Raw genomic sequence first — 23,997 nt, 5'->3', positions numbered from 1 at the left:
GACATAGCCCCTGTTCTATATTGAGTACACTAATAATCGTGCCAGAACAAAATTAAACGACCTACCTTTGTCAAAGGCAGGTCGTTTTCAAGACACTTCGTCTGTGGTATGCTTATTTGACGGACTCTGTTTTGGTGTCTGCCACTTCGGGTGTAGGGACTTCAGCGGGCCGAAGAAGGCGAATCAGATTAGCGATGCGGTCTTTCAGTTCTTTGCGGTGCACAATGAAATCCAGGAAGCCGTGCTCCAGCACGAACTCGGCACTTTGGAAACCTTTCGGCAAATCCTTCCCTATGGTTTCTTTGATAACCCGTGGCCCGGCAAACCCGATGAGGGCACCTGGTTCAGAGATATTGAAGTCGCCCAACATGGCAAAGGAAGCAGTAACGCCGCCCGTGGTAGGGTCTGTGAGCAACGAGATATAAGGTACTTTCTCTTCGGCCAGCAAGGCCAGCTTCGCTGATGTTTTGGCCATTTGCATAAGCGAGTAACCCGCCTCCATCATGCGGGCCCCACCCGATTTGGAGATCATCAGGAACGGAATCTTGTGGGCCCGGCTGTAGTCTATGGCGCGGGAGATTTTCTCACCTACCACTGAGCCCATAGAGCCGCCAATGAAGTTGAAGTCCATACAGGCTACCACCAGATCCAGGCCATTAATGGTACCATGGGCGGTGCGCACAGCATCTTTCAGGTTAGTTTTGCGCTGGGTGGCTTTGATACGGTCTGGGTACGCTTTAGTGTCCACGAAATTCAAGGGATCTGAAGAACTCAGATTCCCATCCAGTTCCGTGAACTGATTCTCGTCAAACAATATCTCAAAATACTCATGCGAGTTGATGCGGTCATGAAAATCGCATTTGGCGCAGGTATACAGTTGTTGCCGGTGTTCGGCAGTACTAATAACGGTCTTACACTCGGGGCACTTGTGCCACAGACCGTCTGGGGTTTCTTTTTTCTGCTCCGTTGGGGTGACGATCCCTTTTTCTACTCTTTTAAACCAAGCCATATGATGCTCTAAAGGTTTTTATCAACAATGAAGCCTCCAGTGGGAAACCGCAAGCAGTTACAAATACGCGTGCAAAGATAAAAAAGAAAAGATAGCTCCCTAGTTTACCTTTCAAAACCAGAATTTCTCCCCGCAAAAGTGTTGTACCCGTTTTCATAGGCATTTGTTTTCTGGTGGGCCAGAGAGGTGCCTTATGAAGCTTTATTGAAAGTCACAGAAGTAAATCCGAGCCATAGCGAGAAAAGATAGCAATGCGTGTCAGAGACAAGGCAGTGCCTGGTCTCTACAGATGTTCTACTATCATCTCTTCCGCTACTTTCCCCTTTCCAGTCTTCCCCGAGCGCGCCTCGCTTTTGGCCTTGGATTGGCGAAACTAAGCGGAAAAGACACCACAGGCCGAAAGGGCAGTGCGCGAGGGGAAGACGGGCCCTCACGGCCGTGAGCGCTTACCGTCAACGATGAAACAACCCAGCACCTGCACCCACTCAGAAAGCAGAAAAGCCAAGGAAACAGCGTAAGGCGCACCCATTAACTTCCCACACAACCCAGTCTAAAGCACAGAAATCAACTGTTATTGGCAGTTCATGATTTCCATACCATAAATTTAGCAGCACATAAGCACTATAAGTCAAGCCGTTACTCAAGCTTCCTTTCCTGCATCCTAAGCTACAATTGCCCTCTAATTTATTGGCAAAAGAAAGTAAATTAGACATTTAAGGGCAATTATTATTTATTTGCGTCCGTTTCAGAGCCAAGGTCAAGTCTATTTGACTGACCATTTCATCTTATCACCAAACCCTTTTTAATTTGCCACCTATGAAGAAAACACGTTTCGCCACATCCGCCGCTGCCTTAATCTTTGGAGTTGCTGCCCTGGGTTCTTGTGTCTCATCTAAGAAGTACAAAGAACTGGAAGCAAGCAGAAATGCGCTGGAACAAGAGAAAGCTACTGCTCAGCGCAGCCTGGAACAAGCCAACGCTGATCTGCGCGACCGTGATGCCAAACTGGCCCAGTACCAACAACAGATTGCCCAGAAAGAACGCATCCTGAACGAACTGAGAACCTCTGTGAACGAAGCCTTAGCCGGTTTCCAGGAGCAGGGATTGACCGTTTCCATCAGGGACGGCCGTGTGTACGTGACCATGCCAGAGAAACTGCTTTTCGCCTCGGGCAGCACCAAAGTAAATCCTAACGGACAATCTGCGCTGGGGAAACTGGCCGCCGCCATCCGTTCACAGCGTGATACCGAGATTGTGATTGAAGGCCACACCGATGACGTGGCCGTGGCCTCGGCTAACCTCACCTACAAAGACAACTGGGACCTGAGCGTGCTGCGCGCCACTGAAATCACCCGCCTGCTCATTAACAACGGCGTGCCGCCCCAAATGGTAGTTCCTGCAGGCCGCGGACAGTACACCCCGGTAGCCATGACCCGTACTCCGGAGGCCCGCCAAAGCAACCGCCGTACTGAAATCATTCTGGCGCCTAACTTTGAGAAAATCCTGAAGCTCATTCAAAACAATTAGGCATATTCTTATTTTTCTGCCTTACATTTTTCTACGGCAAAGAATAAACAAACAGTACTAATCAAAGAAGCCGGACTTGCAGTCCGGCTTCTTTCGTTTTAAGCCTTATTTAGGAAAATAGCGCAAAAAAGAGCTAAAGTGTTTGCGACAAGTTGCTTCCTGCTTATCTTTGGCTATGCCCGGGCTTTTAGGCGGGCATAACATCCATGCCAAAAAACCAGTCCTCTGGTACAAAACCACTACAACCCTTGAATTTGCATTTTTAACTTTACAAAGTCCTGTCATGTTTCATTCCTCCTTACTCCGGTACGCCGGCGTAGCGCTCCTGAGCACTTTTCTCTTAAGCTCCTGCACCACTACCAAAAAGTACAATGCCCTGTTAGCCCAGAAAGTACGGCTAGAGCGCGACAAAGCCGATAGCCAGAGTGCCCTCTCCAAAGCCAGAAAAGAAAGCGCCGACCTTGCCAAGCAGGTAGCTGACCTAACCGAGTACCGTTCCCAACTAGCCGCCGACACGACGCTGCTAGGCAATACCCTCCGGAAAACGCAATCTTTGTACGCAGACCTGAGCACCACCTATGACAAACTGATCAAAAACCATGACCGCCTCATGGCCAACAGTGCGCTGGAGTCCTCTACCCTTTCCAAAGACCTGGCCCGCCGTGACGATGAGCTGAAAAAACTAAGCGAAACCCTGACCAAGAACCGTTCCCAGCTAGACCAACTGAGCAAAGACTTGAAATCAAGGGAAGAGCGCCTGAACGAATTGGAGCGTATTCTAGCCGAGAAAGACAAAGCCGTGAACGCCCTCAAAGCCAAGGTAAGCAACGCTTTGCTGGGCTTTAACAGCAAAGACCTCTCGGTAGAAGTGCGCAACGGGAAAGTGTACGTGTCCCTTTCGGAGCAATTATTGTTTAAATCTGGCAGCACCAAAGTAGACGCCAAAGGCCAGGACGCCCTCCGGAAACTAGCCGCCGCCCTCAAAGACCAGGAAGACGTGAACGTAGTGGTAGAAGGCCACACCGATGACGTACCTGTAGCCCGCGGTACCGCTGGTATGCAAGACAACTGGGACCTGAGCGTGTTGCGCGCCACCGAAATTACCCGTATCCTTACCACCTCTGGCTTGGCAGGCACCAAAATCACCCCTTCCGGCCGCGCCGAAAACGTTCCCTTGGTAGCCGCCAAAACGCCTGAAGCCCGCCAGAGAAACCGCCGTACCGAGATTATCCTCACGCCTAAGCTAGATGAGCTCTTCCAGATTCTGGAGGCAAACTAAGCAGCAGGCTTATTCCTAAACCTTCCGAAGGAAGCCTTTTTAACAAGCTGCCTTTGGCGGCCATTTTCAGAAAACGCACCAAAAACCAGTGAGGTCTTGAAGACCTCACTGGCGCGAGACTCCAGTCTCGTGCCTCAGAATGAAGCAAGTCTCCAGACTCGCCGGGGACCACGAGTACCCGTGCTTTCCATGTAAGCACTGTTTTTCAGAAAAGACTACCAAAACAAACGCCGGTTCCTGTAACCGGCGTTTGTGCTTTTACCCCTACCCCATCCTATCCTCCGCTTTCCGGCAGTAATTTAAAACAGACTCTTGCTGTAACTTACTTTCACAAACAAGTAAAAGAGTTACCTTAGCACTACAAATCCGCACATTATTTAAAGACAACAGACTATTTCATGAGCAAGATAATCATCCGCAGTTTCGAAGACTTACAGAAGTACGAAGGAGCTGAAATGGGTGTGTCTGAGTACCACACCATTACCCAGGAGCAGATCAATCTCTTTGCCGATGCCACGTTAGACCACCAATGGATTCACCTGGATGCGGAACGCGCCCAAACCGAATCGCCATTCAAAAGCACCATCGCGCACGGCTACTTAACCGTATCACTGCTGCCTTACCTCTGGGGACAGATTATCTCCATTGAAAACCTAAAAATGCAGGTGAACTATGAGATTGAAAGTCTGCGGTTCAACCAGGCGGTGCTGGTAAACAGCGCCCTGCGCCTGCGGGTGAAACTACTTTCGGCCGTAAACCTGCGCGGCGTGATCAAAGCCCGTTTAGAGGTAACCATGGAAATTGAAAACAGCAAGAAACCGGCTTTTACCGGTGTCATCACGTTCTTGTATCATTTTATCTAAACTCCTATTCCGTTGGTCCTTTAAAGACTGAATACAACTTAATGCTTACACCAAAGCCACTTAGTAAAGCTGAGTGGCTTTACTATTTTCAGCCAAAGCCGCATTCGCTAAGTTAATGTTCCCCTCGCTCGCCTCTGGCAAGTGTGAGCTACCTTCGGCGTCCCGCCGCTTTGCACGCATTTATTCAAAATGAGCAGAGAACGGCCAGAGGCCGAAGTTAGCCCTCACTCGCCAGAGGCGAGCGAGGGGAACATTTTAGTTTTTCCAGAACTACTACTTGTAGTATTATCTATTTTGAACCTGTTTCAAAGAAACACCCTTAAAACAGAGCCTTAAGCTTCTCCCTTAAAAAGCCAAGTTCCTTCTGCTATACCGCAGTTGGCAAACTTTCCGTACCAGATGAAGTATGTAGAACTTTGCCAAAAGACATTTCTATGAGCGCTCTCTTCAGTCCATTACAGATCAAAAGCATCCAACTGAAAAACCGAATTGTGGTCTCTCCCATGTGCCAGTACTCCAGCCAGGACGGTTTCGCCACTGACTGGCACCTGGTGCATTTGGGCAGCCGGGCCGTGGGCGGTGCCGGATTGGTCATTCTGGAAGCCACCGCTGTTTCGCCGGAAGCACGCATCACGCCAGACGACCTGGGCATCTGGAAAGACGAACACTTGCCCCAACTGAAACGGATTGTCGCTTTTCTGGAGGCGCACGGCTCCGTGGCGGGTATTCAGTTAGGGCACGCTGGGCGTAAAGCCAGCCACCGTTCCCCCTGGAAAGGCGGCACGGCCCTGCACCCCGGCGAGGAAGGAGCCTGGACCACCGTAGCCCCAAGTGCCATTCCTTTTCAGGAAGGGGGCATTACGCCCCTTGAACTAGACCAGGCCGGCATCCAGAAAGTACTGGCAGATTTCAAAGCCGCCGCAGCCCGGTCCTTGGAAGCAGGATTTAAAGTAGTGGAAATTCACGGCGCCCACGGCTACCTGCTGCACCAGTTCTTCTCGCCGTTGAGCAACCACAGAACAGATGAATACGGCGGCTCCTTTGAGAATAGAATCAGGTTGCTTCTGGAAGTGGTGGACAGCGTCAAAGAAGTCTGGCCCACTGACTACCCCTTACTGGTGCGCATTTCGGCCACCGACTGGACCCCAGACGGCTGGAACGAAGAAGACTCCGTGGCCCTGGCCCGCCACCTAAAAGCCAAAGGCGTGGACCTGATAGATACCTCTACCGGTGGCAACGTGCCCCGCGTACGCATTCCGGTTGGCCCCGGCTACCAGGTTTCTTTTGCCGAGAAAATCAGAAAAGAGGCCGAAATCATGACCGGGGCAGTAGGCATGATCACAACCGCCCAACAAGCCGAAGACATTATTGCCAGCGGCCAAGCCGATGTGGTATTATTGGCCCGAGAGTTATTAAGAGACCCGTATTTTCCGCTTCACGCTGCCAAAGAGCTCGGCGTAGACCTGGAATGGCCTTTCCAGTACCAACGGGCAAAGAATTAACAACTGGTTGTTCTAAGTAGCAGGACAAAGGAAACTATCTCTTTTGTCATCCTGAAAGGATCTTGTGGGCGAACTTGAAAAGTTTTAAATAAACACCATTACCGTTCGCCACCGAGATCTTTTCAGGATGACAAAGAGAGAAGAAGATATTTTTGTTTCAATTCAATCAGTTAATTAGAGGCTAACGCCTCCCTGATTTACAAACTTCAGGTCATTTTACGTCCAAGTTAAAAACTTGAACCATAGAAGAGATGCCGCTGGCTCAAAAGCCCTCGTAGTGTCTGAAAGACCTACGAGTGTCTCTGCCAATGACCAATCACAACGCTTGAAATCCAGTCTCAGAAAACCAGTTTCACGAAAAGGTGTTTTAGGGATACTTTCTCGAAAATGCGCCCGAAACACTTTTACCCGAACTTTGCTTAAAACTTCAGCATAAAATCCGTCAGGTTTTCGCTGCGATCCAGGCACAGGCGTTTTCGTAAGCGGTATCGGCTGATTTCCACTCCACGCACTGAGATGTTCAGTAATTGGGCAATATCTTTGGTAGTCAGGTTCAGACGCAGGTAAGTACTGAGCTTGATCTCCTGCGGAGTAAGGTTCGGGAATTGGTCCTGTAGCCGATGAATGAAATCGCCGTGTACGTGGTTGAAATGCATTTCAAACTGTTTCCAGTCTACCTCGCTGGTGATGTTGTGGTCAATGCTGCGGATGATCTTCTTCAGTTCTTCGGGTGAAGCCGTATGTCCGCCGTTTTTCAGAATTTCCTGCAATTCCAGCTTTACGTTGCTCAGCAACTCATTCTTATTAATGAGGTGGATGGTGGAGTACGTCAGTTCCCGGTTTTTGTGGTCTAGTTCGGCCTGGAACTTCTCGTTGCGCAGGCGGTCAATCTCCTGCTCACTCTGGTTGGTGATATGTCTGATCTCAATCTCTTTCTGACCCAGTTTTCGTTCTTTATCCAGCAGAATGCGGCGCTTTTCGTTTTTGAAGCGCTTGTCTACCTGGTAGAAAGCGGCGCCTAACAACATGAACCCAAAGATGGTGTACACCATGTATGCCCAGGTGCTGCGGTAAAAAGGCGGATTCACCACAAACTCAAAGCTTTTGGCCTCACTGATGGTTCCGTAGATATTGCGCGCCCTAACCTGAAAAACATAGGTGCCTTCGGGCAGGTTGGTGTACTCTTTCTCGGTTTTGGTAGTCCATTCAGACCAGGCCGTGTCAAAGTTCTTCAGCAAATACTGGAACTGCGTTTTTTCAGGCTTCTCGTAAAAAGAGGCCGCATACACAAAACGAAGCGAATTCAAGGCATAAGGCAGTTCTGTATCTGAGGCGTTATCCAGTAAACGGCCCGAAAGCAACAGTGAATCTGCTTCGTTGGAAATGGTATAGAACCTGGCCAAACGGGTTTGAAACGGCACCATTCGTTTGTTCTTGGCCGCGTTGTAGTGGATGAACCCTTCCTTGGCGCCAAAAAGCACATTATTGATGTCCAACACCTGAATAAAGCTGAGATCATCATTCAATTGTTCGCGCAGGTTATTGAACAGGCGGTCTTCCATGGTGGGCTTCCCGAAGGGATCAAAGGTGATTTTGCCTACGCGCTGGTTGGAGATGAAGTAAATGTTGCCTTGCACGTCCTGTTCCATTTCAATCACGTGCTCAGTGGGTGCGAACAATTTGGAGTACTGCTGGTGCACCACAAACCGGTCTTTAACTTTATCAAACTTATAGATGCCGTACAGGGCCGGAAAAATCAGCTCATTCCTGATTTTCTCCATGTTAACCAGTTGGTCTGAAGGTAAGCCATGTTTAGAGTTGTAGAAACGCACAGAAGTGATTTTCTCCTGCTTGGAGTCTAGCGCAATCCGGAAGATGCCTTTGTAGCCGTGGGCCATCCAGAGTTCGCCATCCTTGTCAAACTCCAACACCCTGGAAGATTCTTCCAGACCGGGAAAATCCTTCAGGAAAGTAACGCCTTCCTGCGTGGCCGAAAGCAAGCTGATCCCTTTATAAGAGCCCATTAACACTTTCTCGGGCTGCTTGGGCACTGGCACAAACTCCCAGGCCCCGGCCCCGGGGGTAAGAAGTGCGGCTTGATTTTCCTTCACCAGGTAAGGTCCGTTATGATGGCCCATGAGCACGTGGCTTCCTAATTGGTTCAGGTGATATACCTGTCCCGTGCTGTTGTTCACTAAAGAGAAGCTCTTCTTAGGGGAAAACACTTTAGAGACAAACAGTCCACTATTGGTACCCAAATACAGCACACTGTCCTTCTGAAGCGCCGCATATCCCGTGCCTGATAAACCCATGGTTCCGTCTAACCGGCTAAACGGCGAACTCAGTTCCACCATGGTAATCCCGTTATTCATGCCCAACCAGAGATTATCCTGGGTGTCTTGGTAGATGGAATGAACGGTGTTATCCATAAGGCCCTCCCGAAGGGTAGTGTTCAGCAGCATCTGCCCTTGGTTGTTCATGAGCACCAAGCCTTTGTTCTGTGTTGCCAAAGCAAAATTACCGTCTTTGAGCAACAGCACCTGATTCACAATCAGGCCGTTGTTTGTTACGTCTGGCGACATCTGGAACGGTGTCACTCCATGCCCGTCATAGAGAAAGGCGCCTTCCTTGATAGTGAACACAATTAGCCGGTTTTTATCATAAGGCAAAACCGAGGCAATCAGTTTATCCTTGAAAAACTCGCCGCCAGGCAGCAGGCGCAATTTATTGTTCTCCAGCAAAGCAAGTCCTTTGCCCCAGACCAGGGAATAGATCTCTTTGTTTACCTGAAAGGAAAATTCCAACGGACTGTCTGGCACAATCACCTGCAGTTTCTGCCCGGGCCTATACGAGTAGATGTTCTTGAAGGTGAAGAAGTAGATACGCCCATCCTGCTCGTAGATGCGCCAGACCTCGTCAAAATTGCGGTATTTATGGGGCAGGCTGTCTGCTAGCGAAATGTACTTTAGAATGCCCTGTTTGTCAGGCTTGAAATACCCAAAATCGGCTTGACCGCCTACGTAGACTTTATCATCAGCCCCCACATACACAGACCGTACTTTGCTCCCGTTTTTGGGAGAGTACAAGTTCCAGGTAGCCCCGTCAAACTCCAACAACCCGAAGTTATTAGCGATGTAAAGCAACTCGCGATCGTCCTGCACAATGCCCCAACTCTGGATGCCTCCTTTGAACTCCTCGGGCTTGTAATTACGAATAATGGGATTACCAAAGAAGTACTGCTGCGCCTGCACTGTTGAGGTGAAGACCACCAGCAACCAGATTAGAAGCAGACCTACTTTACCCCGTGTACACTGCATACTTACTATGACTTTAGTATATTCTACTTTAAATGTACTGATGTAATTGCAATAAATTAATTATAAGCTTATTTTTATTAAGGAAGCAGTATAAACAGCCAATATATACCACTTTGCCTATTTTGATGTATTCCTGATGTATCAGTACTTCTCTCATTGATGTAGTATTGATGTATTTCCTACTTAGGAGAGATATTCCTATCTGACCTACATTTATCCCGGCGTTAAGCTAAACCAAAAGCCTACTGAATTGCTCTTTGGCTTTACCCAACTAGACTGAAATCAATTTCATCCTTTACCAAACGCATCCTTATTCAAGCCCTTCCGCTTTAACCTCCTTCTAAGAGCATGTTTAAATTTCATCTTTGCGCTGCAAATAGCCATAAAAAGAACCTGCGTTCGCCTTTTTCTCACACCGTAGCGCTGCTACGCTGCTCAAAAAAAGATTCCGCAGAACCTTTCTCTGGCTATTTTCGCCTGCAAACCTCAAATTTAAACAAGCTCTAAATTCATCCTTGTTTTCGCTGAATAAGCAAGACAAAAACAGTCTTTTTACCACCTAAAACCGAACCCATGAAAAGGTTTACCACCCCTCTTTTACTACTCAGTTTTACTTTATTCACCTTTACCTCATTTACCAACGCCCAAAGCAAAGAACCCACAGATAAGCGCATAGAAGACCTGCTGGCCAAAATGACGCTGGAGGAAAAAGTGGGTCAGCTTAATTTTGTGGTAGGTGAAATGTTCAACACCGGCCCTACCGCCAATGCCACGCAATTAAACAGAATCAACGAGTCTATTAAGAAAGGCCAAATCACAGGCTTATTCAATACGCATGGCGCCGAGTACATTGGCAAGCTCCAGCGCATCGCCGTCAAAGAGTCCCGCTTGGGCATTCCTCTGCTGATTGGCGCCGACATTATCCACGGGTTTAAAACCATCTTCCCTATCCCCTTGGGCGAATCTGCCAGTTGGGATTTAGCAGCCATTGAAAACGGTGCCCGGGTGGCGGCGCTGGAATCTACGGCGGGTGGCATCAACCTCACCTTCGCACCCATGGTAGACGTGACCCGAGACGGCCGTTGGGGACGTACCGCCGAGGGAGCGGGTGAAGACACCTATCTGGGTTCTTTGATTGCCGCCGCCCGCGTGAGAGGGTTCCAAGGCAAAGACCTGGCCGACCCACGCACCATGGCCGCCTGCGTGAAGCACTTTGTGGCCTACGGAGCTGCGGAAGGAGGCCGCGACTATAACACCACTGACATGTCTGAATACCTGTTGCGCGATGTGTACCTGCCGCCGTTCAAAGCGGCGCTGGATGCTGGTTCTGCTACCTTAATGTCGGCGTTCAACGAGCTGAACGGAGTTCCGGCCACAGGCAACATGTTCACCATGCAGCAAATTCTCCGGAAGGAATGGGGCTTTAAAGGAGCCGTTATCTCAGACTGGCAAAATATTACTGAAATGGCGAACCACGGCTACGCCAAAGACCACGCCCAAGCCGCCGAGCAGGCCCTAAGAGCCGGTACCGATGTAGACATGATGGGCGAAGCCTACCTCCGTTTTGTCCCTGAAATGGTAAGAAGCGGCAAACTAGATCCCAAAATCCTGGACGAATCAGTGCGCCGGGTATTGTGGCTCAAGTTCAAGCTGGGCCTTTTCGACAAACCGTACCTGTATTCAGACGCCAAGCGCGAGAAAAAGGAAATCCGCTCCAAAGAGAACCTTGCGGCCGCGTTTGACATGGCTCGCAAATCCATCGTGCTCCTGAAAAACCAAGGCAATGTGCTGCCCCTTACCGCTAATGTGAAGCGCATTGCGGTGATTGGACCACTGGGCAACAACAAAGCAGACATGAACGGCACTTGGTCTTTCTTCGGCGAGGAACAGCACGCGGTGACTTTCCTGGAAGGCATTAAGAAATACGCCAAGGGGGCCGAAGTAACATACGCCCAAGGCTGTGATTTGTACACGAACACCACAGCTATGTTTGCCGAGGCCGTAGCTGCTGCCCAGAAAGCCGATGTGGTGATTATGGCCATTGGTGAAAGTGCGGTGATGAACGGCGAAGGCGCTTCCCGCGCAGACATCGGGTTACCCGGCAACCAACTGGACCTGGTAAAAGAAATCCATAAAACCGGCAAACCCATCGTGGCGCTGGTGAGCAGCGGCCGCCCGTTGGAGTTGAACTGGCTAGACCAGAACATTCCGGCTATTCTGGCCACTTGGTCGCTGGGTTCCGAAGCCGGAAATGCGACCGCCAGCGTATTGTTCGGGGAGTATAACCCTGCGGGTAAACTACCGGTTTCGTTTCCCAGAGCCGTTGGGCAGTTGCCTTTGTACTACAACCAGAAAAACACCGGCCGTCCGTATGACGGCACCCACGCTGAGCCCGGCAGTGAGCGCGTGTACAAATCCCGCTACCGTGATGTGCCCAACACCCCGCTCTACCCGTTCGGTTATGGGTTAAGCTACACTACCTTTAACTACGGCAAGCCGATGCTCAGCAAAAACAGTATTTCCGGCAATGAAGCCCTCACCGTCACCGTAGACGTAACTAATACCGGCAAAATAGTCGGCGAGGAAGTGGTACAGCTTTACATCCGTGACTTAGTGGGCAGTACCGCCCGCCCCGTGAAAGAACTGAAGAAGTTCCAGAAGCTTTCCTTCGCCCCCGGCGAAAAGAAAACCATCATCTTCACGTTAACCACCGCCGACCTTTCCTTCTGGCGCCAGGACATGACCTACGGTGCAGAGCCCGGAGACTTCAAAGTAATGGTAGGCCCCAACTCCCGAGACGTACAGGAACTGCCGTTCACCCTTACTTCTTTGTAAGTAGCAGAAATAGCATCTGTTTTGAGGCTTCTTTTCTACAATCAAGCAAAAAACGCCAGCTTAAAGAGCTGGCGTTTTTTGCTTGATTGAGTTCTAGTAATAACGTGGACACAGAAATTGCAAAAGCTTTATAGCCTATAATATTCCTGTGAAACACAGACTTTCCGTAACACCAACTGCGCTTATTTAAGATTCTCCCCTTGAGGGGAGCGTAGAGGGGTGTTTACATAGGAGAGCACGATATCTAGGTCATCCCACTTGTAATTCATCTTGTTGAGAAAAACATAAAACCTTTTCTATGGCGCGGAAGTTACTTCCGTGACTTGCGGATACTGCTTAAAAAGTCACGGAAGTAACTTCCGAGCCATAGTGGGCTCTCCTGTGTAAACACCCCTCTTTATCTCCCTCAAGGGGAGAAGCTTTCTGAAGAGTAACAATACAAGCGGGCAAATGTTTTAACAGGAACAGCTTACATTTTAAACGCCTGCCTAGCCAACAGCTTCCAGTGGCCGCTTTGCTTTTGCCACACCAGCATCACGCCTAACTTCACCTCGCCGGGTTTGCCGCTGTCATTGGTTTTGCCGGAAAGCTGGTGCCGGACAATGGCCGTGTTTCCCGTAACCTGAATGGTCTGGTTGGTTAGCTCCATCGTAACGAAGTCAGATTTACCACTTACCAGCGTCTCTACAAAGGTGGCCTTGTCTTCTACTTTCCCGCTGGAATGGCCGTAGCTCAAGCTATTGGTCACAATCGCCTCCAAGGCTTGCCGCTCACCAGACAGCATGGCTTGTTTCAGTTGCCCCACCGCCGCAGCTACCTGCTTCTCCTCCTTAGATTGGGCATTGACAGTAAGCAAAGAAGATAGCAGAACGAGGAGCAAGAGAGAAAACAGCTTTTTCATGGTTGGGGATTAAAAGTCTAGAAGATGGCTAAATGTACGCATTCCCACTCTTTTCAGAACCCAAATTTGCATACTCATCAGTCATTCCCCCATAAAAGCCAAGGAGCCTATTACCTGAATTTTTCCTAAAACAGGTCATAAATGCTTAGCTAAGCTTTTGATTTTAGCCTTCTTTTATGGAAAATAGCCTAAAATGGCATCTTCGGTAAAGGTCATTATCCTAGTGCGAAGAGTTGTTGCCCAACGTGACTCCTGAATTTAATTCCTATTCATTTATTCAGCCTATCAATTCCTTAAAAACATATTCAATTACCTATATTAGAAATACATACCTTTAAACTCAACCGCCAAACTCCTTCTGCTATGCATCCTCTCTCCTATCCATTCTCCGCACTAAAATCCTTTTTCTACTGCTCACTTCTGGTCATAAGCCTTTTGGGTTCTTGCGGACCTCAAACCGCCACCGAGAAAAAACAGGTGAAGGTGCTGGGTTACGGAAGCGTAACCACCTACCCAGACGTTGCAGAAATCTCCGTAGAGGCTTCTTTTACCAAGGATAGAATGAAAGATGCGGTACAGGAAGTGCAGACGGTGACCAATGATGTACTCACGCTGGCAAAAAGATACACTTCGGCGGCGCAGGATATCAGAATCAGCAGTATCTCCGCCAATAAGGACTACGCGTACCTAAACGGAAAGCAGCAATTTACCGGTTACAACTCGTCTCAGTCAGTGACCATCAAAATCACCGACTTGAAAAGGTTGGAGTCCTTTATGGAAGAGCTACTGAAAACAAGAATCAACCGCATCCAGAATGTGAGTTATTCCCACACCAAAGCCGATAGCCTTAGAAGAGCCGCCAACTCCCTGGCCTTGGCAGATGCGGTAAAAGCCGCTGATAATCTTTGCCAAGTAATGAAAGTGACCAGAGGATCGGTACAAGACATGGCAAACTACCGGACCTTAGACTCCGAAGATAATTCATATTCTACCAACCAAGACATTGATGTGGGACTCTATGGCAAAGGGTTTGGCGGAAATGGGTTCAAACTCACCCCCGAGTTACTGAAATTCAAAAGCACCTGCCACGTGGCTTTTGCCCTTGACTAAAGGATTGTTACCAGGTTAAAGGCGGTTTGTCTTCGGTTTTCCAGATGGTTTGGGCCAGTTCATTCAGGGCCAACCGGGTATCTCTGAATCCTTCGGCTAGGAGGCCGTACACCTGGGCTAATTCTAATTGATACGCCAACTTGTGGCTGGCTGCCGTCCGGAAACTAGACCGCCCCACCGATTCATAAAAGGACGGATCTGGTGCCCCGCGTTGTTGTCGTTTCTCAATCCAGGCGTGGAACATGCCCGAAAGGAAAAGCGCGTAATTGCCTATGTGCACTCTGATCAGAAAGGCCTCGGCGGCCGATGCGGTAGACAAGGCCTCCAGCATCTCTACAATGTACTGGAACTTGTGCGGCAGTTTCTCATGGGGCGAATGCATGCCCTGTACCGTAGAAAATTGCCAGAGCAGCGCCCCAATGTAATCCGCTAGTTCCCGGTCATCCATGCCTTTTCGCCGCAGCACGGTACGGGCCAGCACATAGAAATACAGTTGCTGCGACACCGCCACCTGCCCTTCTCTGAACAGCAAGGCTTTGGGCAGCGCTTCATGGTCCAGCATCTCGTCCCGGCACTCAGGATCACTCAGCAACTCCACCACGCTCACGCGCTGCTTACTATGCCTGGATAATACGCTAGCCACGAAATCAAAATCATTGGCGGTGAATTGGGCTCGGCAATTGGCTAATACCATCGTTCACGCTCCTTTCCTATAGGTACCTACAAAACCAGATTGAATGATGAGAAGCACAGAGGCTGTCATCTTCTCCAATCATAAAAACGGAACAGTATTTTAGAAGGTTATTACCCCAGCGCAGCAGCAGGACTGCTTTATACTCCTTTTCCGCAAAACAGCCCTGAAATACAGAAAGCACATACGGGAGCATTGCCCTTTCCCATCCCCAAGCTAATCCCCGAAGCCTGTACGGACAGGTCGCGACCTGTCCCACGATAGCAGATAACATTCATCAGCAAACGCAAGAGAGCAGCCACTAGGGATTGCCCCTACCTCTGAAATGATTACTAGACACAGAATTCATCATTTCTGGTTTATTTTCTAAAAACGGCCCTAAAACAGAAAGCCCCGAGGGATTATCACCAACGGGGCTTTCCACTAAGACCATAAGAATTTACCCAATGGCCTGCTCCAAATCGGCAATCAAATCTTCTACGTCTTCAATGCCCACGCTCAAGCGGATGAGCGTATCAGAAAGGCCGCCTTTAAGACGTTCCACCTGCGGAATGCTGGCGTGCGTCATGGTGGCAGGGTGTCCGCAGAGCGACTCTACGCCGCCCAGCGACTCGGCGAGGGCGAAGTAATGCAGTTTCTCCAGTACCTGAATGGCATCTTCCATCCGGTCGCCTTTCAGCTCAAAGGAAATCATGCCGCCAAAATCGCGCATCTGCTCCCGGGCAATCTGGTGGTTAGGGTGATTCTCAAATCCGGGCCAGTAGACTTTTCCTACTTTAGGGTGCTGACGTAGGTATTCTGCAATGACCTTTCCGTTCTCACAGTGGCGTTGCATGCGCACGTGCAGGGTCTTCAGGCCGCGCAGCACCAGAAAGCAGTCTTGCGGACCAGGCGTGCCGCCGCAGGCATTCTGCAGGAAAGCTAGCCGCTCGGCTAATTCATCGTCCTGCACCACTAAAGCCCCCATCACTACGTCTGAGTGACCGGCCATGTATTTGGTCAGGGAATGCATGACAATATCAGCCCCCAGGTCCAGCGGAGTTTGCAAGTATGGCGTGGAGAAAGTATTGTCCACCACCAACAGCAGGTTACGTCTGCGGCAGATTTCGGCGGCACCTTTTATATCAATGATATTCAACAACGGATTGGTAGGCGTTTCTACCCAGACCATCTTGGTTCTTTCAGTCACATACTGATCTATGGTGCTGATATCGGCCATGGACACAAACTGGAACTTGATGCCATACTCCTGAAACACCTTCGTGAAAATCCGGTACGTACCGCCGTACAAGTCATTGGTGGCAATCACCTCATCGCCGGGCTTCAGCATTTTAATGATACAGTCGGTAGCGGCCATGCCCGAGGCAAAGCACAAGCCATGTTTCCCATTCTCCAGGGCAGCTAGGGCACTTTGCAGCGCACTCCGGGTGGGGTTATGGGTCCGGGAATACTCATAGCCGTTGTGGTCGCCGGGCGAGCGCTGCACGTAGGTGGAAGTCTGGTAAATGGGGGTCATAATGGCTCCGGTGGTAGGGTCCGGCGATACGCCTGCGTGTATGGTCTTGGTTCCGAATTTCATAGCGTCTTATACGGTGGTCTGGGTGCAAGTTAGAAAAAGGAAGGCATTTTCTACCCTGTCTCCCATCAGCGGTTTGTGCGGTTTATGCGTTTTCCCCGTACTTTCCAGAAAACACAGAGTAATCATACAAAGTAATGCATTTACTCGCTCGCCTCTGGCGAGTGTGAGGTACCTGCGGCGTCCCGCCGCTTCTTAGTATATTTGATCTCGTATACAAAGCGGCGGGACGCCGAAAGTAGCCCACACTCGCCAGAGGCGAGCGAGTGTTAAATTATGATTATCATTACTTTTTAAGACCATCAATACCCGATATTGAGACGCGCTTATGTGGAAGAAACTCCTGAAACAAAATACCGGTACGCTGCTTTACTCTCTCTTGCTGGTGGTGGTTCCCGTGCTAGCGAGCTCAGCCCTGGCCCTTTGGCTCTACCATAACCAAGACTTACTCGCATCTCTTTCTCCCTTGCAGCAAGTCCTCTATTTTCTGGCAGTCTCCCTTACCATGGCCTTCGCCATTACCCCTACTACCTTCGTGGCCCTGGCAACGGGCTTTCTGTTTGGCTGGAGCGCTTTTATAGGAGTCGTGATTTCGTATGGTATCGCGGCCCTGGTTGGTTACGCCGTGGCCCGGCTCATTGACCATGGAAAGATGACGGCCTTTCTGCACCAATTCCCCAAAGCCGAAGGGGTGATGGTCGAATTACGGGAACACAGCTGGAGCCTGATCATCCTGACCCGTATCTCCCCTGTGCTACCCTTTGCGTTTATGACCTTCGTCTTATCCCTGGTACAGGTACCCCGAGGCAGATTCTTATTGGCCAGTATGCTGGGCATGTTGCCCCGCACGCTCTTCTTCTTCTGGGTAGGCACCCAAGCCCAAGACCTGCTCGCCCTCTTACAAGACCCCAATGCCGGCACCTCGGGGAAGCTACTCTTAGGCGCTTTGGTGGTGATTTCTTTAGGAGGAATATATTTTTTACTGAACCGCGCCATCAAAAAAGCATTACAGAGAAGCAGTTAGAAACTTTTTACAGAAAATTTCACGCTAGTACTTGCGCATAACCCAAAAAGCTTCTACATTTGCATCACTAAATAACTGGTCACGTAGCTCAACTGGATAGAGCATCTGACTACGAATCAGAAGGTTTGGGGTTCGACTCCCTACGCGACCACTTGAAAGCCCTTTAGAAAATTCTAAAGGGCTTCTTCATTTATATAAAAAATGAAAAGTTAAAATCTAGAATACAATAAATTAAAATAACAAATATTTGCAATCAAAGCTAAAAAAAACAATGACTGGACATAGATTAAATTAATTCTAAAAATATAAATCTATTAAGGAGAAGATATCAACTTATAATTTTTAATTAAAAAATTATAAAATTTTACAAAAGTAAATAAGTTTTTGAAAAACGATCCAAACTTGGAAATGTTTCCAAATTTGGGAATATCTACCCTCAATTCTCAGCCGCACTATACGTATAAACTAAATAAATGTTATATATAATTGGCACAAACTTTGAAGTAATTTATATATTACAAAAAAAAGGAAGTATCTTGCAAAAGGAAAAACTATGAAGTATATAGAAAAATTAATATTATCACTTGTAAAAAAAGTACTATTGATAAATAATAACAACCAAAAATAATTATTATAATAAGAATAAAACAAACATAGCTCACAAGAGCAAATACCATAAAAGTATAAAATAAATTAAAATGAAGCCACTGTTAAACATATTATTCATAACAACTTTAATTATTTTAGCATCTTGCTCAAAAAGAAACCTCACTTATTTAAGTGAAATTAAAGAAGCAGATTACAAAATTGAAATACAGAACAAAATTAAACCTAAAATTCAGGTAGATGACTTACTAGACATAACAGTGAGCACACTGAGTTTAGAATCTAATACACTTTTTAATGGCGGAACTTTAAAATCCTCTGGGGGCGAAAGTGGAATTGGAGACACAAACAAAGGAGGATACTTAGTAGATGAAAATGGAAACATAAATTTTCCTATTGTAGGAAAAGTACAGCTGTTGGGATTAACAAGAGAAGAAGCAACAGAAAAGTTGACGACAGAGATAAACAAGTATGTAAAAAAACCAATAGTAAACATCCGGTTTACAAATTTTAAGGTAACGATTTTAGGCGAGGTAAACTCACCTTCAACTTACACTATACCTACAGAAAACCTAAATATACTACAAGCAATCGCATTAGCTGGAGACTTAACACCTTATGGAAGAAGAGAAAGCATAGCTCTAATAAGGGAAAACAAAGGGGAAAGACAAGTAATAAGAATAGACTTAACTAATAAAGAGGTACTCAATTCCCCATTCTACTACTTACAACAAAATGATATTGTGTATGTAGAACCTGAGAAGTCTAAAGCTGCACAAACAAGCACATCAAGAAGCAACATACAGTTTGGCGTATCAATTGGAACATCTATTATATCGATATTAGCCTTAATTATTGCAAACCTGTAGTTGTAATAACTAAATAGCTTAAAAGAATTATATTAAAAAAAAAGAATCTATGTATCAAGAACAAACAGCCCCCAAAGACATAATGAAAATAGTACGGAGCTATCTAAAGTTCTGGTACTTATATATTATAGGAACAATAGCAGGAATTTCAATTGCGCACATGTATTTAAGGTACACTACACCACAATACCTTATTAGTACGACACTATTAATAAAAAACGCGAATGGTGGAACAGGCCTAACGGAATCAGCTGCATTTAGTGACATAGACCTATTGAACTCTTCAAAAAGTATTGACAATGAAATATTAATATTAAAATCTAACAGTTTGATGCAACAAGCACTTAGTGAGTTAGATTTAAAAACTAATTACTACATAAAAGGAAAGGTGCACGATCAGGAAATTTATGCAAGCCAAGTACCCATTAAGATAATTTCAAACAATATAAAGAAAACCGGATATAATAAGTCTCTTTATATCTATATAAGAGATAATAACACCTATGATTTAGCTGAAGACGAAGACGGCAACAAAAAAACAGCTCACAAATTTGGTCAACTAATAAAAAGACCTTATGGAGATTTTACAATAATAACAACTTCATCAATTTCCCCAACCTCGGAAGGCCAACCTATAATAGCTCAAATAAAGGACATCCCTTCAACAGCTGGCTACTACTCTGGAAAGCTAAACGTTACACCATATAATGCAAAAACTAGCGCTTTAGTATTAAGTTTGACAGATGCTGTACCACAAAAAGGAATAGATATAATAAATAAATTAATTGAAGTTTATAATAAAGAGGCTGTAAATGACAAAAATCAAATAGCTAAAAAAACCTTACAATTTATTGATGATCGTTTAGTGTACTTAACAACTGAACTAAATACGGTTGAAAAAAATGTGGAAACATACAAACGGCAAAATAAATTAACAGATGTAAGTACACAAGCAAAACAGTACGTATCAGAAGCAAGTGACTACAATAAGAAATTAGCTGAACTAGCTATTCAACAGGACATACTAGAATCAATTGAAAACTATTTAAAGAAAAAAGGTAACAGATATAGCGTAGTCCCAAGCTCACTAAGCATATCTGATCCAACCTTAATAGTTTTAATTAACCGTTTCAATCAACTACAATTAGAACGAGAGCAATTATTAGGAATAAACAATTTAGATAATCCTTTAATACACAACATTAATGATCAATTAAACAATATTAGATCAAATATTTTAGAGAATTTGAATAATATAAAAAAGTCATTAAAAATTTCTAAACAAAATTTAGAACTAAACTCAGGAGTGTTCGGTTCAAAAATAAACCAAGTACCAGTAGTAGAAAGAGAATTAATAGAAATAACAAGAGAACAAGAAATAAAACAACAAATATATACTTACTTATTACAAAAGAGAGAAGAATCAGCACTATCATTAGCAGCGACAGTTTCAAACAGTAGAACTGTAGACCCAGCATCAAATTTTGGGCAAGTATCTCCTAATAGTTCGAATATATACCTATACAATATATTATTAGGATTATTTTTACCTATGGCATTTATATACCTAAAAAGAACAATAAACAATAAGATACAGAGTTTGGATGAGATCAAAAATCTAACTAACACACCAACGCTGGGGGAAATAGGTTACAGTAAAACAGGTGGATTGGCTGTGAAAGAAAAAAGTAGAACACCTATGAACGAAATGTTTCGTTTATTGATAACAAACTTAAGATATACAATTCTAAATAAGGAAAATAAAGTAATCTTGGTAACATCAAGCGTTAGTGGAGAAGGAAAAACATTTTTCAGCATAAACCTAGGAGCAACGTTAGCTTCCACTGGCAAGAAGGTAGTAATTTTAAATTTCGACTTAAGAAAACCTGGCCTGGTTACAAATTTACATTTAATCAAGTCACAAGGTATAACAGATTATCTAACGTCAGAAGAGTTATTAGTTGACGATATTATACAAGCATCGCCTTCAGTTGAAAACTTATTCGTAATAGATTCAGGCGCTATACCAACGGACCCTTATGAAACAATGGGAAAATCAAAAGTTGAAAACTTATTCTCTGTATTAAGAGCCAACTTTGATTTTATTATTGTGGATACAGCGCCAGTAGGCCAGGTAGCAGATGCTTTCACTTTAGCTCCTCATATAGATTCATCAATATATGTAGTCAGATACAACTACACTACTACAGATCAAATTAAAATTGCAACAGATATTTATACAACTCATAAGTTAAAACAATTAATGATAGTTTTAAACGGAACTAAACAAGAAAACAGTTATGGGTATGCATACAATTATGCAGAAAAAGAAAAATTTAGATTTAATATTTTCAATAAAAGATAAAATAAAGAGAGCAATCTTGATACAAGATAAACAATAGTATATTCATGAAAGTACTTGCCCAAAGCATCTACACAAATCCAAAATATTTAAAGTTTTTCGAATGGGGAAGACTAATATCAATAACAAGTACAGCTCAAATAATAGTACAAGCAATTGGTTTTATAAGTGGAATTCTCATAATAAGGTTATTACCAACACATGAGTATGCATTATATACTTTGGCAAATACTTTATTAGGAACAATGAACTTACTTGCTGATGGTGGCGGCATCTCTACTGGTGTAATGTCACAAGGAGGACAAGTTTGGCAAGACAAAAACAAATTAGGAGAAGTACTTTCTACAGGATTATATTTAAGAAAAAAATTTGCTATAGTTACCTTAACTTTCGGGATACCAATCTCTATATATGTACTAACGCATCATAATGCTAGCTGGCTATTAACTATACTAATCATACTTTCAATTATACCCTCATTTTATATTTCAATTTCTAGCAGTTTACTAGAGACCGTAATAAAATTAAAACAGGATATAGTCAATTTACAAAAAATACAAATTGGAGTAAATACAATTAAGTTATTAAGCACAGCATTAACCGTAACAATATTTCCATTTGCCTTTATTGGAGTGTTAGCTGCAGGACTGCCCCAATTATGGGGAAATAGAAAATTGAAACAGTTATTAATACATGATATAAACTTAAATCAAAAACCTAACGACACTATAAAAACCAAAATACTATCTATTGTTAAACGCACATTACCTGGCGCTATTTATTATTCGTTTTCTGGGCAAATTACATTATGGATAATCACATTTTTTGGATCAACTAATGGTGTAGCTCAATTAGGAGCTTTAGGACGTTTAGGAATAGCATTGGGATTATTCACAAGTGTATTTAGCACTCTTATCATACCAAGATTTGCAATATTACCACAGCTACGCAGTGTCTTATTAAAACGTTTTATAATATCATTATTAATATTGACAGCTATATGCGTAGGCATGATAGGTTTTACATATATATTCTCTAAACAGATACTTTGGATTTTAGGAGGTGAATACAGTGAATTGAGAACTGAATTGATTTTATACATCATTGGTGCGGGTATAATATTAGTAAATGGGGTAATATTGAATTTAGAATCCAGTAGAGGCTGGATCTTAAACCCAGTAATTAGTATTTCAACAAACATCTTGTTAATTGCAGTAGGAGTGTCCATTATAGATGTATCTAATATACAAGGAGCTCTAATCTTCAACGTCTTCACATCTACTGTTCAAGTGCTAATGAACTTTGTATATGGAATTTATAAAATTACTAAGCACCGCTAATTGTATATTTAAATATATTAGTTTATACATTAAATCAATAACATAAATGAAAGTTATTCACATTAGTCCAACGTATTTTGACAATAATTCTATTGTTGGTGGTGGAGAAAGATACCCTTTTGAACTTGCCTACAACATGTCAACACATGTAGACACCACATTGATTAGCTTTTCGAAAAAGAGAGAAAGTTATAAAAAAGATAACTTAACTATAGAAATATTTCCAATAATAAAGCTTTTAAATGGAAACAAAGTCAATCCATTAGCATTTACATTTATAAAAGAATTGATCAAAGCTGACATTATACATGTTCACCAAATATATACGTTTGTATCAGATCTATCCTGCATAGCAGGGAAACTATTAGGCAAAAAGATATTTGTTACCGATCATGGTGGCGGAGGCGAAATAGTACTAAGTAACAAACTTCCAATATTTAAAAGTTACAACAAAGTTTTTGCACAATCAAATTTCGCTATAATACCCTTGCCCAGTTTATTAAAGAGTAAAGCTACAGCAGTAAAAGGAGGTGTAAGCTTAGATAAATTTAATCCAGGAACACCAAATACACCAAAAGAAAACAAGGTTTTATGTGTTGGTCGCATTCTCCCTCACAAAGGAATTAACTATGTGATTGAGGCTTTCAAAAAATTAAATCTTCCAAACTTTGAGTTGATAATAATTGGAAAGATATATCATAAAGAGTATTATGAATATTTAAGACAAATATCAAGCGGATCATCAATCAAATTTATTCACAACTCCAATGATGATGAATTAATAAATCATTACCGTAGTGCAAAATTAAATATTTTAGCTTCGGTGCATACTGATATGTATAAAACATATACTGCAATACCTGAACTAATGGGATTAACTTTATTAGAAGCCCAAGCTTGTGGAACACCAGTAATTTGCACAAATGCAGGAGCAATGAATGAATTTGTTAAGGATGGTGAAACTGGACTCGTGGTGGGACAGAATTCCTCTGAAGATTTAGAAAAAGCAATAAGAAATATTTTAATAAAAGATCAATCTGAATATACAAATATGCAAAATTGTTGCTTAGAATGGGTACAACAATTTAATTGGAATGCTGTGACTTTACAAACATTGCAAAATTATAAAAGTATAAAGTAAGGAAAGCTGCAAAATGATTAATTGTTATACCTCTAATTTTATATT

The 23,997-nt window shown here is 44.6% G+C and carries 16 protein-coding genes and 1 tRNA gene; 12 read left to right on the top strand and 5 right to left on the bottom strand.

The window, feature by feature from the left end; translation table 11 throughout:
- Positions 1–112 precede the first annotated feature (112 nt).
- Positions 113–1,009: an acetyl-CoA carboxylase, carboxyltransferase subunit beta gene (gene accD / locus ACY0JR_RS18330; protein WP_462635614.1), complete on the bottom strand. Its 897-nt coding sequence runs from the start codon at positions 1,007–1,009 to the stop codon at positions 113–115.
- Between the two features lie 816 nt (positions 1,010–1,825).
- Here accD and ACY0JR_RS18325 point away from each other — a divergent pair.
- The 4 genes from ACY0JR_RS18325 (at position 1,826) to namA (ending at position 6,180) form a co-directional block, all read left to right on the top strand.
- Positions 1,826–2,536, top strand: coding sequence for an OmpA/MotB family protein (locus ACY0JR_RS18325; protein WP_462635613.1), 711 nt, complete (start codon positions 1,826–1,828; stop codon positions 2,534–2,536).
- A gap of 283 nt (positions 2,537–2,819) precedes the next feature.
- Positions 2,820–3,815: an OmpA family protein gene (locus tag ACY0JR_RS18320; RefSeq protein WP_462635612.1), complete on the top strand. Its 996-nt coding sequence runs from the start codon at positions 2,820–2,822 to the stop codon at positions 3,813–3,815.
- A 398-nt stretch (positions 3,816–4,213) separates the two neighbouring features.
- Complete coding sequence (locus tag ACY0JR_RS18315; RefSeq protein WP_462635611.1) at positions 4,214–4,678, top strand: MaoC family dehydratase; 465 nt, start codon at positions 4,214–4,216, stop codon at positions 4,676–4,678.
- Positions 4,679–5,112: 434 nt separating this feature from the next.
- The gene (gene namA / locus ACY0JR_RS18310; RefSeq protein WP_462635610.1) at positions 5,113–6,180 is read left to right on the top strand and encodes an NADPH dehydrogenase NamA; all 1,068 of its coding nucleotides are present in this window, start codon (positions 5,113–5,115) and stop codon (positions 6,178–6,180) included.
- A 419-nt stretch (positions 6,181–6,599) separates the two neighbouring features.
- Here the strand turns inward: namA and ACY0JR_RS18305 are convergent, their stop codons facing one another.
- Positions 6,600–9,497 (bottom strand): triple tyrosine motif-containing protein, encoded by a 2,898-nt coding sequence (locus ACY0JR_RS18305; RefSeq protein WP_462635609.1) that lies wholly within the window; start codon positions 9,495–9,497, stop codon positions 6,600–6,602.
- Between the two features lie 573 nt (positions 9,498–10,070).
- Between ACY0JR_RS18305 and bglX the strand changes: the two genes are divergently transcribed.
- On the top strand, positions 10,071–12,332 hold the full coding sequence (gene bglX / locus ACY0JR_RS18300) for a beta-glucosidase BglX (RefSeq protein ID WP_462635608.1): 2,262 nt from the start codon (positions 10,071–10,073) through the stop codon (positions 12,330–12,332).
- Positions 12,333–12,801: 469 nt separating this feature from the next.
- On the opposite strand, the gene ACY0JR_RS18295 is transcribed toward bglX, so the two are convergent.
- Positions 12,802–13,233, bottom strand: a complete 432-nt coding sequence (locus tag ACY0JR_RS18295; protein WP_462635607.1) for a nuclear transport factor 2 family protein — start codon at positions 13,231–13,233, stop codon at positions 12,802–12,804.
- 363 nt (positions 13,234–13,596) lie between these two features.
- On the opposite strand from ACY0JR_RS18295, the gene ACY0JR_RS18290 reads away from it, so the two are divergent.
- Positions 13,597–14,343, top strand: coding sequence for an SIMPL domain-containing protein (locus ACY0JR_RS18290; protein WP_462635606.1), 747 nt, complete (start codon positions 13,597–13,599; stop codon positions 14,341–14,343).
- A gap of 7 nt (positions 14,344–14,350) precedes the next feature.
- Here ACY0JR_RS18290 and ACY0JR_RS18285 read toward each other — a convergent pair whose 3' ends face one another.
- Positions 14,351–15,037, bottom strand: coding sequence for a hypothetical protein (locus ACY0JR_RS18285; RefSeq protein ID WP_462635605.1), 687 nt, complete (start codon positions 15,035–15,037; stop codon positions 14,351–14,353).
- 436 nt (positions 15,038–15,473) lie between these two features.
- Positions 15,474–16,613, bottom strand: a complete 1,140-nt coding sequence (locus tag ACY0JR_RS18280) for a cystathionine gamma-synthase (protein ID WP_462635604.1) — start codon at positions 16,611–16,613, stop codon at positions 15,474–15,476.
- A gap of 325 nt (positions 16,614–16,938) precedes the next feature.
- Here ACY0JR_RS18280 and ACY0JR_RS18275 point away from each other — a divergent pair, with 325 nt between their 5' ends.
- From ACY0JR_RS18275 to ACY0JR_RS18250, 6 genes are all read left to right on the top strand, one after another.
- A complete protein-coding gene (locus ACY0JR_RS18275; RefSeq protein WP_462635603.1) occupies positions 16,939–17,634 on the top strand; it encodes a TVP38/TMEM64 family protein in 696 nt (231 codons plus the stop codon).
- A 77-nt stretch (positions 17,635–17,711) separates the two neighbouring features.
- Positions 17,712–17,785 (top strand) — tRNA-Arg (locus tag ACY0JR_RS18270).
- Positions 17,786–18,332: 547 nt separating this feature from the next.
- Positions 18,333–19,109, top strand: a complete 777-nt coding sequence (locus ACY0JR_RS18265; RefSeq protein ID WP_462635602.1) for a polysaccharide biosynthesis/export family protein — start codon at positions 18,333–18,335, stop codon at positions 19,107–19,109.
- 49 nt (positions 19,110–19,158) lie between these two features.
- Positions 19,159–21,474, top strand: a complete 2,316-nt coding sequence (locus ACY0JR_RS18260) for a GumC family protein (protein WP_462635601.1) — start codon at positions 19,159–19,161, stop codon at positions 21,472–21,474.
- A gap of 44 nt (positions 21,475–21,518) precedes the next feature.
- Positions 21,519–22,811 carry an MATE family efflux transporter gene (locus ACY0JR_RS18255; RefSeq protein ID WP_462635600.1) on the top strand — a complete coding sequence of 431 codons (1,293 nt, stop codon included), beginning with the start codon at positions 21,519–21,521 and terminating at the stop codon, positions 22,809–22,811.
- 46 nt (positions 22,812–22,857) lie between these two features.
- The gene (locus tag ACY0JR_RS18250; protein ID WP_462635599.1) at positions 22,858–23,952 is read left to right on the top strand and encodes a glycosyltransferase family 4 protein; all 1,095 of its coding nucleotides are present in this window, start codon (positions 22,858–22,860) and stop codon (positions 23,950–23,952) included.
- Positions 23,953–23,997 lie beyond the last annotated feature (45 nt).

Source organism: Rufibacter sp. JT3400010 (genome assembly GCF_054956755.1).
This window is presented reverse-complemented; position numbering and strand designations above follow the sequence as displayed.